The organism is Oscillibacter sp. (assembly GCF_040505565.1).
GTDB lineage: Bacteria > Bacillota > Clostridia > Oscillospirales > Oscillospiraceae > Oscillibacter.
Genome location: NZ_JBEUWZ010000011.1, coordinates 173,177 through 186,321, shown reverse-complemented (window position 1 = coordinate 186,321; position 13,145 = coordinate 173,177). Strand labels below are relative to the sequence as shown.

Sequence of the window (13,145 nt, the reverse complement as noted above, 5' to 3'; positions counted from 1 at the left end):
GAGGCGGTTTCGGCGCGCTTATATCATGCAAAAATCAGGCGACACCGCTGATGGTGACATTCAGATAACTGAAATCATCCTTCAGCGAGATTTCAAAAGGCTTCACAGCCACACCGTCCTGCTGATAGACCCGAACCTTGGGACGCAGGCAATAGGAGGCGTAATTTCGGATGACCAGGCCGACCCAGCCATTACTTAAGGCCACAGAAGTACCCACGGGATATGGAGCGATCTTTTTGGTGAAAGCGTTGACAGCCTCCGGATCAAACAAAGTTCCGGCGCTGGCCATAACATATTCCACTCCCTCGTTGGGCGGCAGGGCTTTTCGGTAGGGACGCTCGGAGATCAGCGCATCGTACACGTCTGCCACGGCGGTGATCCGTCCATATAGGGAAATCTCAGTACCGCGCTTTTTTGCGGGATAGCCCGAGCCATCATACCGCTCGTGGTGTTCCAGAATGGGTCTGCAATTCCGCGGGGGGAGCCGGTATTCCGCCATGATATAGTCATACCCCACACGGGAATGAGTTTTCACCTGTTCAAATTCTTCCTGCGTCAGTGGACCGGCCTTTTGGATGATCCCTTTGCTGATAAATACCTTTCCGATGTCATGCAGCAGAGCGCCGCAGCCAAGAGCCACCAAATCGCCGACAGAAAAATTCATGGCGATCCCCAAGACGATGGACAATACCGCCACATTGAGAGAATGAGAGTAGGTATAGCTGTCAAAGCTACATAGGTCAAGTATGTTCACCATCACGTCCCGAGACCCGGAAAGTTCTTGCACAATGCGCTCTACCTGCGCGGAGATGTTGACCGGGTTGGCGCTCTTGCCGCTCTGCTGGGCGGTGGTGATGATTTTGCGGATTCCCTTCATGGTTTCCATGCGTAGTTCATCACTGATTATATCGATGACCTCAATGTCCTGCGACAGGTCGTCGTCGATGTAAGCACCGGAATATCCGCTACGTTGGATTCCGTCAATATACATTTCATTCAGCGTGACTCCACTGGACAGCATGGTATTAGAACCTCGATACAAAGGCTTTGCCAGCCGCATACCTTCACGCAGACAATTTGCCGCTACGAATCTCATCGTGACTCCTTTACAATATGGCCGCGACCAGTAAGTGCGCCAAAATTTTACTGTGGTATTGTGATAAAATGCTGCCCCGCAGAACCACCCCGAAGAACTCGGGATAGAGAGGCTAGACCGACAAAAACAATTGACGCTTATACTATTAATCGACAAGATTATATATTTATTTCTATGAAATGTCAAATAAAACTAAAATCAACAAATTAACTTAAAATTTGTATCTTCATCCTTTACGAAAGAGCTGAAAGGGGTTTTGCGGCGGGATCTATCCGCCTTCCAGGTCTGCACCGACACTGCTTCGCATGTCCAGTCCCGCATTCGCATAAATATGAAGCAGGCTGATGAAAGGGGGCGGCGCATGAGCGAAGCGGAACGGAACGACAGGGTGGAGGAAGACCCCGTCGATGGGATGCAGATTGTCCGCAGGTATGAGGGCGAGACCACAGCAGAAGCTTTGGTCCTGAATCTCATCCGGGCGCACCAGCAGCGTACTTGAGCAGGATGCGCGCCGCAGAAGGGAAGGATTGCCTGTGGAAAGAGACGGAACCTCCAAAAAAATCTGGAAAGCGGCGCTGTATTGCCGTCTGTCGCGGGAGGACGGCGACCGGGCTGAGAGCGACAGCATCGGCAATCAGCGCCGCCTGCTGACGGAATACGCGCAGGCCCGACCGGAGCTTGCGGTGCACGAGTGCTACATAGACGACGGCTACACGGGTACCAACTTTAACCGACCCGCTTTCCAGCAGATGCTGCGGGATATTGAGGCCGGAAAAGTAGACTGTGTTCTGGTAAAGGATCTGTCTCGCTTTGGCCGGGATTATATCGACGCCGGTCAGTATTTGGAGCGCTGGCTGCCGGCGCACGGCGCACGGTTTGTGGCAGTGACAGACGACATCGACAGCAGCCGTGGCGCCTATGACATGACGGTGCCGCTGAAAAACCTGTTTAACGCGCAGTACGCCAGAGACATCTCCGTGAAAGTGAAGAGTGCCCTGCATACCAAGCAGCGCAGGGGCGAGTTTATCGGTGCGTTCCCCAGCTACGGGTATCTGAAGGACCCGGAAAACCACAGTCATCTGGTGGTCGATCCGGTGGCTGCGGAGGTGGTGCGGCAAATATTTACCCTGTTTGAGAAGGGGCACGGCAAAATCGGAATTGCAAAGATCCTGAACGGAGAAGGGGTTCCGTGCCCCAGCGTATACAAGCGGCTGATGGGGGAGCGGTACCGCAACAGCAGCAGACTGGAGCGCACCACCTATTGGACTTACGCCACCATCCACCGAATCCTCCAAAGCGAGGTTTATATCGGCAATCTGGAACAGGGACGCGACGACCGTGCCCAACTCCACGGTACGGCAAGGCGGAAGAAAAAGGCGGACTGGATCGTTGTCAGAGGGACTCACGAGCCGATCATTTCCATGGGGCAGTGGAAGCGGGTGCAGGCGCTTTTGCGCGGGAACGTCAAAGCACCTGACTTTACGGCGCGGGTCAGTCTCTTTGCCGGATTTTTAAAGTGCGGGGACTGCGGGCGCGCCATGGTGAGAACACAGCGAAGGGGCGGTACGTATTACACCTGTGGGTCCTATAAGCGCTATGGGCCTACGATCTGTACCCGGCATGAGATTGCCGGAGCCGCGCTGGAAGCGGTTGTGCTGAGAGATCTGAACCGGATTGTGGCCGGCGTGAAGAACCTGCGACAGCTGGCAGAGCGCGGGCAGAGAGAGGCATTGAAGACGGATGCCGCCTGCGGGGAGCGGGAGCGCCTGAGTGCGGCGCTGGACCGGGTGAGAAAGCTGGGTCAGGGTGCTTACGAGGATTACAGGGAATGCCTGCTTTCAAGGGAGGAGTACCTCCGTTACCGACGGGACTACGCCGCCCAGGAAGAGACGCTGACGCAGCAGATGGAGCGGCTTGATGAGACGGTGGACGCGCCCGACAGGCTCTGGGCGGAGAAACTGGTGCGTTCCGGTCAACTGACGGAACTGGATCGGGCCACGCTGGCGGAGACTGTTCGGGAAATCCGTGTGTTTGAGGGGGGCCGAATTGAAATCACCTACCTCTTTTCCAAAGAACTCCGCACCCTGCTGGAGGACGGAAAGATAGAGCCGTGAATTCCAAAATATCGGAAAGCCCCGGGGCCCCGTTACCGCAGATTTTCATTCCCCCAGGCGGCATCGAAGCTGATCGAGCAAATTTTCTGCTGATCCTTATCCACGCAGTAGATTGGAAGCTGGCGGTCAGTGGTGTAGGCTGTGGCTGGGTATGTGGCCACGTATCCTGCCATTCCTGTCGCCAGCACCGCCGCCAGCAGGGCGGCGGCTTTTTTTCTCCATACGATAATTTTCATAAAATCCCTCCTCAGATGAAAGAGTATATGAGCGGATAGATCATAAATTGCGCCTGAAGGAAAATGATGGCGGCAAAACAAGCAGAAAATCTCATAATTCGAAAAACAAAACGGGCGACGTGCCCGGAAAAAATTTCCTGAAAAAGCAGGCATCTGAGAATTGACAAACTGGAAAAAATCTGTTACAATTTGGTTACAAACTTTTTTAAAGGAGTATACCGATGGCTGAAATTATGGAACAGGCGGAGCAGGCCGCCGGCCTGACTTATAAGGGTCACCCCCTCCGCCGAGTCGACAATCTGATTTACTACGGCACGATGGCTGAGAAATATATTGTCATGATGCAGGTGCTGAATTCCAAAAAGGTGCAGGATATGGACGTTGCTACCAAGGTTTCTGTCCAGTTACAATTGACGGACCCGGATCTGAAGTCCCGGGACCGCGTGGTGAAAAAAAGTGAGAAGGAGAACCTTTACGAGGCTATGGACATCTCCACCATCTGGCTGGAGCGCGCATTGTCCGGTAAGCTGTAAAGCAGACGGCTCCCCACTTCCCAACAGTCGACAAACATGAAAGGAAGCGTACACTTTATGACATATCACGCAGGTAGGGCGGTAGGGTTCGTTGCTTTCTCCGCCGCGATGACGATGCTGCTGGCCGCGATGGCCACTGTTTCCGCAGCCGATGATGTCTCGGTCGGCGGTGGAAGTAACACCGGTTCCAGTTTACTGCTGAGTACTGAGGTAACCAATTCTTCCTCCGCTGCTGTGCAGCTCAAAAGTGCAGCAGCCCCCGATAACATTGCGATTGGAGTTGGCTGCACGACCGGCTCCGGTTTGCGGCTGAGATCTGAGGCTTCTACTTCTTCTTCCGTTGTTACGCAGATAGAAAAAAGCGTTGCAGTCGCCATTCTGGGCGAGCAGGACGGCTGGTATTATGTCAGCTACGACGGTAAGTCCGGCTATGTTTCCGCTGACTATGTGATCGAAGATCAGGACGGTATTTTTACCACCAATGGCCGTGTGAACGGCGAAAGTGTGAATGTCCGCGCCTCTGGCGCTGCCGATGCAGAATCCGTCGCCACGGTAGATAGCGGCAGTTTGGTAACTGTAAACGGCTTTTCCGACGGGTGGTATGCTGTAACCTGTCAGTACGGTACGACCGGCTATATCCGCAGCGATTTCGTGGATCTTACTTCTGCGGCTTCCACATCCGCTTCCGTTTCCGGAGTTGTTTCCATTGCCAAGCAGTATCTGGGCACTCGGTATACTTATGGCGGCGCGGCTCCCGGCGGATTTGACTGTTCCGGTTTTACCATGTACGTTTTCAAGCAAATGGGTGTCAGCCTGCCCCACAGCGCTACCAGTCAGTGGCAGAGCGGGGCCGGTCAGAAGATTACCTCGACCTCCGCGCTGCAGGCCGGTGATCTGGTGTTTTTCTGCGATCCCAGTCGCTCCTTGGGGAAGGCCTGTTCTCACGCCGGCATATATATTGGCGACGGGCGGTTTATTCACGCCTCCTCCGCCAACAGCGGCGGCGTGATAATCAGCGGCCTGACCAGCGGCTATTACAATACCTACTTTGTTGGCGGTATGCGTATCTGAGTCCGATTTTACATATTTAGATCGGGGAGTAAGGCGGGCGACTAAGCATAGATGAGGCGGACAGTTTCGACTGTCCGCCTCTTTTTGCTTTGTGCGTTTGGGCTTCCAGCTTGGTTGCTGATTGTACGGAAAGACGGCGGACTCGATGCGGCACCATGGTGAGAACAGTCAAACAAAAACAATTCACAAAAAACAGGCTGTTTTTTTGTCAATTTGGAATCTTGACAAAAATTATCAAGATTGATAGAGTATGTATGAAAACAAAAAGGGGGAATTGGCAGATTGTTTATAACAAAGGAAACTGATTACGCGCTGAGAATCCTGCGAGCGTTGGCTGATGGGGAACAGCACACGGCGGTGAGCCTGGCGGAAGATGAGCAGATTCCGCTGCAATTCGCCTACAAAATCCTGAAGAAACTTGAAAAGGGGGGCATCCTCAGGATTGTGCGGGGGGCGGATGGCGGCTGCCTTTTAATTACCGGGCTGGATCAGATCACTTTGTATCGGCTGATGCAGACCATGGGGGAGGACGCCTTTGTAAGCTCCTGCATGAGGCCGGGGTATCAGTGTCAGTGGTGTCAGGCTCATGATGGCACCGTGTGCCGGGCACACCTTCATCTGCTGGAGATCCAGCAGACGCTGGACCGGGAGTTGGACACCCATAGCCTGCAAGAAATTTTCTTTGGTAATTGAGCAATTCAAGAACTGCAAAAAAAGCGCAATTGCAAGATTGAATATTATTAAGGAGGAAGCGGTATGTTATTTCAGACCACACAACAACAGGAAGAGCTGCGGGCCAAAATCCGCGCATTCGCGGAGGAAGAGATCAAGCCCCTGGCATTTCTGCTGGACAAGGAAAACGAGTTCCCGGAGGACGCAGTGGCCAAGCTGGGAAGCATGGGCTTTATGGGAATTCCGTATCCCAAAGAATACGGCGGCATGGGACTGGATGTTCTCAGCTATGCCATCGCTGTTGAGGAGTTGGCCAGAGTGGACGGGGGCAGCGGCGTCATTTTGTCGGCCCACACTTCGCTGGGAACCTGGCCGATTTTCGCCTTTGGAACGGAGACACAAAAACAGAAGTACCTGATTCCTCTGTGCAAGGGCGAAAAGCTGGGCGCTTTTGGGCTGACCGAGCCAAACGCGGGTTCCGATGCCGGCGGTACCGAGACCACGGCTGTGGACAAAGGAGACTACTATTTGCTGAACGGGGGAAAGATATTTATTACCAATGCCCCCAAGGCGGACACTTATGTGGTCTTTGCCGTGACCACGCCTGACATCGGAACCCGGGGCATTTCCGCGTTCATTGTGGAAAAGGGCTGGAAGGGCTTTGAGTTTGGCGACCATTACGACAAGATGGGAATTCGTTCCTCTGCGACGGCCGAGTTGATCTTTAACGACGTGAAGGTTCCGAAAGAAAACCTGCTGGGCAAAGAGGGTCAGGGCTTTAAAATTGCAATGGCGACGCTGGACGGCGGGCGCATCGGCATCGCCGCACAGGCGCTGGGCATCGCGCAGGGAGCCTTTGAGCAGGCGGTCAGCTATGCCAAGGAGCGCGTCCAGTTTGGAAAGCCCATCGGATTCCAGCAGGCTATCTCGTTTAAAATCGCGGACATGGCAACCAAGCTGCGCACCGCGCGTCTGCTGGTGTATTCCGCGGCGGATTTGAAAGAAAACCACGAGCCTTACGGCATGGAGTCAGCCATGGCCAAGCAGTACGCCTCAGACATCGCTCTGGAGGTAACCAACGATGCGCTCCAGATTTTCGGCGGAACCGGATACTTAAAGGGGATGGAGGTGGAACGGATGTACCGTGACGCCAAAATCACCACCATTTACGAGGGAACCAACGAAATTCAGCGGATTGTCATTGCCTCGCATGTGCTGGGCAAGGAGCCCAGAACCGAGGGAACTTCCGCTAGCCGCGCCCATAAGCCCGCGCCCGCGACTGGAATCCGGAAGAAAATTTTGTTTCGGGACGGCGGAGCACAGGATCAAGTGGCCGCGCTGGTGGAGGCTCTGAAAAAGGACGGCTACGACTTTACTGTGGGAATTGCACCGGACGTCCCCATCGCATTGGCCGAACGGGTGGTTTCCGCCGGAAAGGGCATCGGGGAGAAAAAGAATATGAAGCTGATTGAGCAGCTGGCCAAGGCTGCCGGTGCTGCCATCGGCTCCTCCCGCCCGGTGGCGGAGACTCTGAAGTACATTCCTTTGAACCGCTATGTAGGTATGTCCGGGCAAAAGTTCACCGGCAATTTGTACATCGCCTGCGGCGTTTCCGGCGCTATCCAGCACCTGAAGGGAATCAAGGATGCCTCCACGATTGTGGCAATCAACAAAAACCCCAATGCGCCCATCTTTAAAAACTGCGATTACGGCATTGTGGGCGATCTCATGGAAGTGCTGCCCCTGCTGACCGAGGCACTGAATACCGGAGAAAAGCAGCCGGCGCCTCCTATGATCAAGATCAAGCGGCCCGTGATGCCGAAGCCCGAGCCGATTGGACCCCGATGTGTGTGCGGCGGCTGCGGCTATGAGTATGTACCGGAGCTTGGGGACGAGGATAGCGAGATCGCGCCCGGTACCCTGTTCCGGGATCTGCCGGACGACTGGATCTGCCCTGAGTGTGCCGAGGGCAAGGATCAGTTTATTGAAGCGTAACGCGGAAAGAAGGAGCAGATTATGTATTGTGTAAGAAATGTGACGGAAGATCTGTATTGGGTCGGGGCCAACGATCACCGGCTGACTCTGTTCGAAAACGCCTATCCGATTCCCAGGGGCGTCAGTTATAATTCATATCTTCTGCTGGATGAGAAAACGGTTCTGTTTGACACGGTGGACTTTGGAAGCTGCCGCCAGCTGATTGAGAACATGACCCATGTGCTGGACGGAAGACCCCTGGACTATCTGGTTATCAACCACTTGGAGCCGGATCACGCTGGCAGTATCGAGGAGGTACTGCTGCGCTGGCCCAAGGTGAAGATCATCAGCAATGAAAAGGCGTTCATGCTGATGCGGCAGTTTGGCTTCCGCGTGGACACCCATGACCAGATCGAGGTGAAGGAAGGGGATACCTTCTCCTTCGGAACCCACACGGTCACCTTTGTGTTTGCACCCATGGTTCACTGGCCCGAGGTGATGGTCACCTTCGACGTGACCAACGGTGTCCTCTTCTCCGCCGACGCCTTCGGAACCTTCGGTGCGCTGGATGGAAAGCTGTTTGCCGACGAAGTCAATTTCGACCGGGACTGGCTGGACGATGCCCGCCGGTATCTGACCAACATTGTGGGGAAATACGGTCCCCACATTCAGCTGATCCTGAAAAAAGCCGGGACCATTCTGAATCAGATCAAGTACATCTGCCCTCTGCACGGTCCGGTGTGGCGCAAGGATCTGATGTATTTTATCCAGAAATACGACACATGGAGCCGGTACTTGCCGGAGGAAAAAGGCGTTCTGATTGTCTACGCCTCCATGTACGGCAACACGGAGGCGGCCGCCCAGGCGCTGGCGGCGCGGCTGTGTGAAAAGGGACAGACCAACGTAGCGGTCTATGACGTGTCCAGCACCGACGTATCCCAGCTGATTTCCGAAAGCTTTAAGTATAGCCATCTGGTGCTGGCTTCCGTGACCTATAATCTGGGCATCTATCCGGCGATGCACAATTTCCTGATTGACATGAAGGCTCTAAATGTCCAAAATCGGACCGTTGCTCTGATAGAAAACGGTTCCTGGGCCTGTAAGTCCGGCGATTTGATGCAGAAATTCATCAATGACGAGCTGAAGAATATGACCGTTCTCAATGAGCGGGTGAGCATGGCCTCGTCACTGGGCTCGGACAAGGTGCCGGAACTGGACCATCTGGTAGACGCAATTTTGGAATCCATGGCATAATTGAAAATAAGGGACGGGCCTCTCAAAAAGAGGCCCGTCCCTTATTTTCACGAAGAGAACTTTTATTTGGTGCCGAAGATCCGGTCTCCGGCGTCTCCGAGACCGGGTACGATATAGCCGTGTTCATTCAGGTGGTCGTCCAGTCCTGCGATGTAGACCTCCACGTCCGGATGGTCCCTCTCAATGCGGGCAATGCCCTCCGGCGCGGCCAGCACATCCATCAGCTTGATATGCTTGCAGCCGTATTCCTTCATAAACCCGATGGCGGCAGAGGCGGAGCCGCCGGTAGCCAGCATGGGGTCCACGATGATGACGTCCCGTTCCGCGATGTCGGGGGGCATCTTGCAGTAGTATTTCACCGGCTCCAGCGTCTCCGGATCCCGAAACAGACCGATGTGACCCACCCGGGCGGCGGGAATCATTTTCAGCACGCCGTCCACCATGCCAAGGCCCGCCCGCAGGATGGGAACAATGGCCAGCTTCTTTCCGGCGATGGTCTTGAAGGTGCCAGGGGCCACGGGGGTCTCTACCTCTACATCCTCCAGCGGAAGGTCGCGGGTGGCCTCATAGGTCATCAGCATGGCGATTTCACTGACCAGCTCCCGAAAATCCTTTGTGCTGGTTTCCTTATTGCGCAGAATGGTCAGCTTATGCTGGAGCAGGGGGTGGTTCAGGATGTGGATGTTGTCGTTCATTTTCCGTTCTCCTTTTTTATTCGGTCTCGCAGCCGCTCCGCCTGTGCGGGGCGCAGATATACGGGAGAGAGTTCCTGCGCCGTCGTCAATTTTCCTTCCGCGGCAAGCTCCTCGGCGGCCAGGGCCACACCCACGGCATTCTGGTGCAGCAGCCGGGCAGGGGCCAATTCGCAGGGAATGCCGGATTCCTCCAGCGCCTTTTGACACAGTGCGCCGCCGTCGCCCACGGCAATTTTGGGCCGGGGGTCGCTTTTCAGCTCCTCCGCCAATTCGGGAAGACCGATGGCCCGGTCCCCGCAAAGACGAGTAAGGTTTCCGTTTTTCGCTTCAAACAGCGCGTTATATACCTGATTGCGTCGGGCGTCCATGGCGCAGACAATCAGCGCATCCATATGGCTCAGACCCAGGGCCATGGCTTCCAATGTGGAGACTCCGGCGGCGGGAAGGCCGGCGGCGAACGCCAGTCCCTTCGCGGCCGCCACGCCGATACGGATGCCGGTGAAGGACCCCGGCCCAACAGACACTGCCACCGCGCTCAGATCGCCCATGGTCAGCTCCGCGTTTTTCAGCATGGATTCCACCATGGGCATCAGCGTCCGGCTGTGGGTCAGCCCGGTGTTCTGATAGCAGGAGGCCAGAACCTGCCCACCCTCCGTCACCGCGGCAGAGCAGGCTTTCGCGGAGGTCTCCATCGCTAAAATTTTCAAAAAATATCCACTCCCTCCACCGTGATGGTTCGCCAGTCGTTGCTTTCCGGGCGGCGGGCGATGGTCACCCACACCGTATCCTCCGGCAGGGCATCGCCCACCCGCTCACTCCACTCCACGGCGCACACGCCGTCCCGGCCCAGATAATCCTCCCAGCCGATGTCAAACAGCGCGTCCGAGTCCGGCAGACGGTACATGTCGAAGTGGAACAGAGGAATTTTTCCCTCGTACTCGTTGACTATCGTAAAGGTAGGGCTGGTGACCCGGCCCGTGCAGCCAAGCCCTCGGGCAAGTCCTCGGGTGAAGGCCGTCTTCCCCATGCCCAGATCGCCCCGAAAGGCTAGCACCGTCCCCGGACGCAGCCGCTTGCCAAGCGCCTCGCCGATGGACTCTGTCTCCGCCTCGCTGTGAGACAGGTGTTCCATGCCCACGCCTCCCCTCTTAAAAATTGCCTGAAATAGTATAGCACAGTTTTTCCTACATGTAAAAACAAATTTCATCAGTTTACATGCCGCCCCGCCTGTGGTATACTATAGAATCTGAAAAACGACAGGTTTTCTGATAGGAGATGCCATGTTCAACCGTCTTCACGATACTCTCTCCGACTTTTTCCAGCAGGCCGATCTGGTGCTGCTGGGCCTTTGCTGCGGGTGTACTCTGTTTGGAATGGTACTGATTGCCAGTGCCACCCACTACATGGGGACAGGCAGTATGATTCGATCTGTAGGTATTCAGGGTGCGGCGATGCTGATTGGTCTGGCGGCCTATATCCTGCTTTCCGTGGTGGATGTGGAGCTGCTGGTGAAGCACTGGAAGATCATTCTGGCGGTCAGCATCCTTCTGATTCTCCTTTTGCGCACGCCTTTGGGCGTCAGCCGCCACGGAAATCGGGCTTGGCTGGAGATTCCCCATGTGCCTTTTTCCATCCAACCGTCCGAGGTTGTGAAGATTGCGTTTATCATTCTGCTTTCTAAACAGTTTGAGTGGATCAAGGAGCAGAGGCGGGAACTGAAGAGCTTTGGCAGTGTGGTGATGCCCACGGTGCACCTTCTGTTTATGGTGGGGCTGATCTATGCGGTGTCCAGCGATATGGGCAGCGCGCTTGTCTATGTGTTTATATTTATTTGCATCGCGCTGGTGGCCGGTATCGCGTGGCGGTGGTTCATCCTTGGCGGCGGCGGTATGGCGGCGGCGGTTCTGGCACTTTATTATCTGAACAAGCTGCCCTCACATATGGCGGATCGGTTCCACGTTCTGTTTGACCACAGTTTTCAACCGCAGGGCGTGGGCTGGCAGCAGACGCGGGGACTGCTAGCGCTGGGCAGCGGCGGCTGGTTTGGACAGGGTCTGTTTAACGGTACCCAGACCCAGGCGGGGTCAGGCTCTCTGCCGGCGCGGCACACGGACTTCATTTTTGCAATGATTGGGGAGGAACTGGGCTTTTTCGGTTGCCTTCTCGTGATCCTGCTGCTGACGGCCATCATTCTTCGCTGCCTCTGGGTGGCGCGGCAGGCCTCGTCGGACTACGCGAGACTGGTCTGCGTGGGCATGGCGGGAATGCTGATCTTCCAGACGGTGGAAAACATCGGCATGTGCCTGTTTGTCATGCCCGTCATCGGTTTGACGCTGCCTTTTTTCAGCTACGGCGGCTCGTCCGTGGTTACCCTATACGCCGCCATGGGCATTGTCTCCGGAATCAAGAAACGGGCGCTGATGAATTGGAGCCGGTAGAAAAACGAAAAGTTCCACTCCCTGTCCGTAACAGGGAGTGGAACTTTTTTTGCCAAAGTGGGCAGCCGCTTTGCGCACTACCCTACACATCCTCCACAAACAGGATTCCGGGAACCCTGTACAGCGTTTCAAGCAGATGCTCGCCGTCGCTCTCCCGCCCAGTGCGCTGGAGGTCAAGAATGGACCCCGCGCCGTCGCGGCCCTCCTGCCCCAGATATTCCATATGTGTCACGTGCCAGCCCTCTGTGCGGATGGCCTGCAAGATCGCAGAGAAGGGCAGTTCCGCCGTATGTTCCACGTAGATCCGCATGACGGTGGAGGCTTTCAGAAACCGCTGATCCAGATTGTTCAAAGCGGCAATCACGCAGAACAGAAACAGACACATAATTGCGGCGGCTTCGTAAAACCCGATCCCGATGGCAAGTCCCATGCAGGCGGAGGCCCACAAGCCTGCCGCGGTGGTCAGACCCTTGACCTGCTGGCCCCGCTGATGTCCGGTGATGACGATGGTACCCGCACCCAGAAAGCCAATGCCGCTGATGACCTGCGCACCCAGACGGGCGGGGTCGGCGTTGGGATTGAAGTAGAGCGTTAGATACTGGTTCAAAAGCATTACCGAGGCGGCTCCGATGCATACTACCACGTGGGTGCGAAGTCCGGCGGAATGTCGCGTTTTACCCCGCTCAAAGCCGATCACCGCGCCGCAAATCACGGACATCGTAAAGCGGAAGATAATGGAGGAGAGCGTCAGGCTCCGCAGGGGGTCCAAAAATGCGAACAGCGAGGTGGACATAGAAAAGCCTCCTTCCACGAAAAGGTGATTCTTTAAGGTATGCAGATAGCCGAGCCTCTCCTTTTTAAAGCCGTAACTGTCAAAATTCGATCACTGTAATACAAGAGGCTTATATATCTGCTTCTGATGAAAAGAATATACCATGAGCGCAAAAAATTCAATCGGAACTGTTGGCGAAGCCGCCGCCGGTTTTTTTGCTTGTGGCGGCGCGGCTAACTTTTGTCTTGTAATTCCACACGTTGTGTGCTATACTTCAAAAATATGATAAA

The 13,145-nt window shown here is 55.2% G+C and carries 14 protein-coding genes; 8 read left to right on the top strand and 6 right to left on the bottom strand.

Translation table 11 applies throughout. The annotated features are described in order from the left end of the window. Positions 1-34: 34 nt before the first annotated feature. Positions 35-1,021: an HD-GYP domain-containing protein gene (locus tag ABWQ15_RS05905; RefSeq protein WP_353907829.1), complete on the bottom strand. Its 987-nt coding sequence runs from the start codon at positions 1,019-1,021 to the stop codon at positions 35-37. 436 nt (positions 1,022-1,457) lie between these two features. Here ABWQ15_RS05905 and ABWQ15_RS05900 point away from each other — a divergent pair, with 436 nt between their 5' ends. Further along, entirely contained in the window at positions 1,458-1,595 is a 138-nt protein-coding gene (locus tag ABWQ15_RS05900) for a hypothetical protein (RefSeq protein WP_353907828.1), read from the top strand. A 34-nt stretch (positions 1,596-1,629) separates the two neighbouring features. Then, complete coding sequence (locus tag ABWQ15_RS05895; protein WP_353907827.1) at positions 1,630-3,210, top strand: recombinase family protein; 1,581 nt, start codon at positions 1,630-1,632, stop codon at positions 3,208-3,210. Between the two features lie 32 nt (positions 3,211-3,242). Here the strand turns inward: ABWQ15_RS05895 and ABWQ15_RS05890 are convergent, their stop codons facing one another. Beyond that, positions 3,243-3,446: a hypothetical protein gene (locus ABWQ15_RS05890; RefSeq protein WP_353907826.1), complete on the bottom strand. Its 204-nt coding sequence runs from the start codon at positions 3,444-3,446 to the stop codon at positions 3,243-3,245. 221 nt (positions 3,447-3,667) lie between these two features. On the opposite strand from ABWQ15_RS05890, the gene ABWQ15_RS05885 reads away from it, so the two are divergent. From ABWQ15_RS05885 to ABWQ15_RS05865, 5 genes are all read left to right on the top strand, one after another. Continuing rightward, the gene (locus ABWQ15_RS05885; protein ID WP_353907825.1) at positions 3,668-3,979 is read left to right on the top strand and encodes a hypothetical protein; all 312 of its coding nucleotides are present in this window, start codon (positions 3,668-3,670) and stop codon (positions 3,977-3,979) included. Between the two features lie 57 nt (positions 3,980-4,036). Then, positions 4,037-5,050, top strand: a complete 1,014-nt coding sequence (locus ABWQ15_RS05880) for a C40 family peptidase (RefSeq protein WP_353907824.1) — start codon at positions 4,037-4,039, stop codon at positions 5,048-5,050. A gap of 282 nt (positions 5,051-5,332) precedes the next feature. Further along, positions 5,333-5,743 (top strand): RrF2 family transcriptional regulator, encoded by a 411-nt coding sequence (locus ABWQ15_RS05875; RefSeq protein ID WP_353907823.1) that lies wholly within the window; start codon positions 5,333-5,335, stop codon positions 5,741-5,743. A gap of 63 nt (positions 5,744-5,806) precedes the next feature. Then, entirely contained in the window at positions 5,807-7,717 is a 1,911-nt protein-coding gene (locus ABWQ15_RS05870; protein ID WP_353907822.1) for an acyl-CoA dehydrogenase family protein, read from the top strand. Positions 7,718-7,738: 21 nt separating this feature from the next. Further along, the gene (locus ABWQ15_RS05865; protein WP_353907821.1) at positions 7,739-8,950 is read left to right on the top strand and encodes an FprA family A-type flavoprotein; all 1,212 of its coding nucleotides are present in this window, start codon (positions 7,739-7,741) and stop codon (positions 8,948-8,950) included. A gap of 62 nt (positions 8,951-9,012) precedes the next feature. Here ABWQ15_RS05865 and upp read toward each other — a convergent pair whose 3' ends face one another. The 3 genes from upp to tsaE are packed head-to-tail and all read right to left on the bottom strand — an operon-like array spanning position 9,013 to position 10,777. Next, entirely contained in the window at positions 9,013-9,645 is a 633-nt protein-coding gene (gene upp, locus ABWQ15_RS05860; protein ID WP_353907820.1) for a uracil phosphoribosyltransferase, read from the bottom strand. Then, on the bottom strand, positions 9,642-10,352 hold the full coding sequence (gene tsaB, locus ABWQ15_RS05855; RefSeq protein ID WP_353907819.1) for a tRNA (adenosine(37)-N6)-threonylcarbamoyltransferase complex dimerization subunit type 1 TsaB: 711 nt from the start codon (positions 10,350-10,352) through the stop codon (positions 9,642-9,644). The genes upp and tsaB overlap by 4 nt, the downstream gene beginning before the upstream one ends. Beyond that, on the bottom strand, positions 10,349-10,777 hold the full coding sequence (tsaE, locus tag ABWQ15_RS05850) for a tRNA (adenosine(37)-N6)-threonylcarbamoyltransferase complex ATPase subunit type 1 TsaE (protein ID WP_353907818.1): 429 nt from the start codon (positions 10,775-10,777) through the stop codon (positions 10,349-10,351). Before tsaE ends, tsaB begins: the two co-directional genes overlap by 4 nt. A 148-nt stretch (positions 10,778-10,925) precedes the next feature. Here tsaE and ABWQ15_RS05845 point away from each other — a divergent pair, with 148 nt between their 5' ends. Next, positions 10,926-12,083: an FtsW/RodA/SpoVE family cell cycle protein gene (locus ABWQ15_RS05845; RefSeq protein ID WP_353907817.1), complete on the top strand. Its 1,158-nt coding sequence runs from the start codon at positions 10,926-10,928 to the stop codon at positions 12,081-12,083. An 82-nt stretch (positions 12,084-12,165) separates the two neighbouring features. Here the strand turns inward: ABWQ15_RS05845 and ABWQ15_RS05840 are convergent, their stop codons facing one another. After that, positions 12,166-12,876 (bottom strand): MgtC/SapB family protein, encoded by a 711-nt coding sequence (locus ABWQ15_RS05840; protein WP_353907816.1) that lies wholly within the window; start codon positions 12,874-12,876, stop codon positions 12,166-12,168. Positions 12,877-13,145: the final 269 nt, after the last annotated feature.

Coding starts and splice junctions, on each gene's coding strand:
- ABWQ15_RS05905 (WP_353907829.1), bottom strand. CDS start 1,021: ATGCTGTCCAGTGGAGTCACGCTGAATGAAATGTATATTGACGGAATC.
- ABWQ15_RS05900 (WP_353907828.1), top strand. CDS start 1,458: ATGAGCGAAGCGGAACGGAACGACAGGGTGGAGGAAGACCCCGTCGAT.
- ABWQ15_RS05890 (WP_353907826.1), bottom strand. CDS start 3,446: ATGAAAATTATCGTATGGAGAAAAAAAGCCGCCGCCCTGCTGGCGGCG.
- ABWQ15_RS05885 (WP_353907825.1), top strand. CDS start 3,668: ATGGCTGAAATTATGGAACAGGCGGAGCAGGCCGCCGGCCTGACTTAT.
- ABWQ15_RS05880 (WP_353907824.1), top strand. CDS start 4,037: ATGACATATCACGCAGGTAGGGCGGTAGGGTTCGTTGCTTTCTCCGCC.
- ABWQ15_RS05870 (WP_353907822.1), top strand. CDS start 5,807: ATGTTATTTCAGACCACACAACAACAGGAAGAGCTGCGGGCCAAAATC.
- ABWQ15_RS05865 (WP_353907821.1), top strand. CDS start 7,739: ATGTATTGTGTAAGAAATGTGACGGAAGATCTGTATTGGGTCGGGGCC.
- upp (WP_353907820.1), bottom strand. CDS start 9,645: ATGAACGACAACATCCACATCCTGAACCACCCCCTGCTCCAGCATAAG.
- tsaE (WP_353907818.1), bottom strand. CDS start 10,777: ATGGAACACCTGTCTCACAGCGAGGCGGAGACAGAGTCCATCGGCGAG.
- ABWQ15_RS05845 (WP_353907817.1), top strand. CDS start 10,926: ATGTTCAACCGTCTTCACGATACTCTCTCCGACTTTTTCCAGCAGGCC.
- ABWQ15_RS05840 (WP_353907816.1), bottom strand. CDS start 12,876: ATGTCCACCTCGCTGTTCGCATTTTTGGACCCCCTGCGGAGCCTGACG.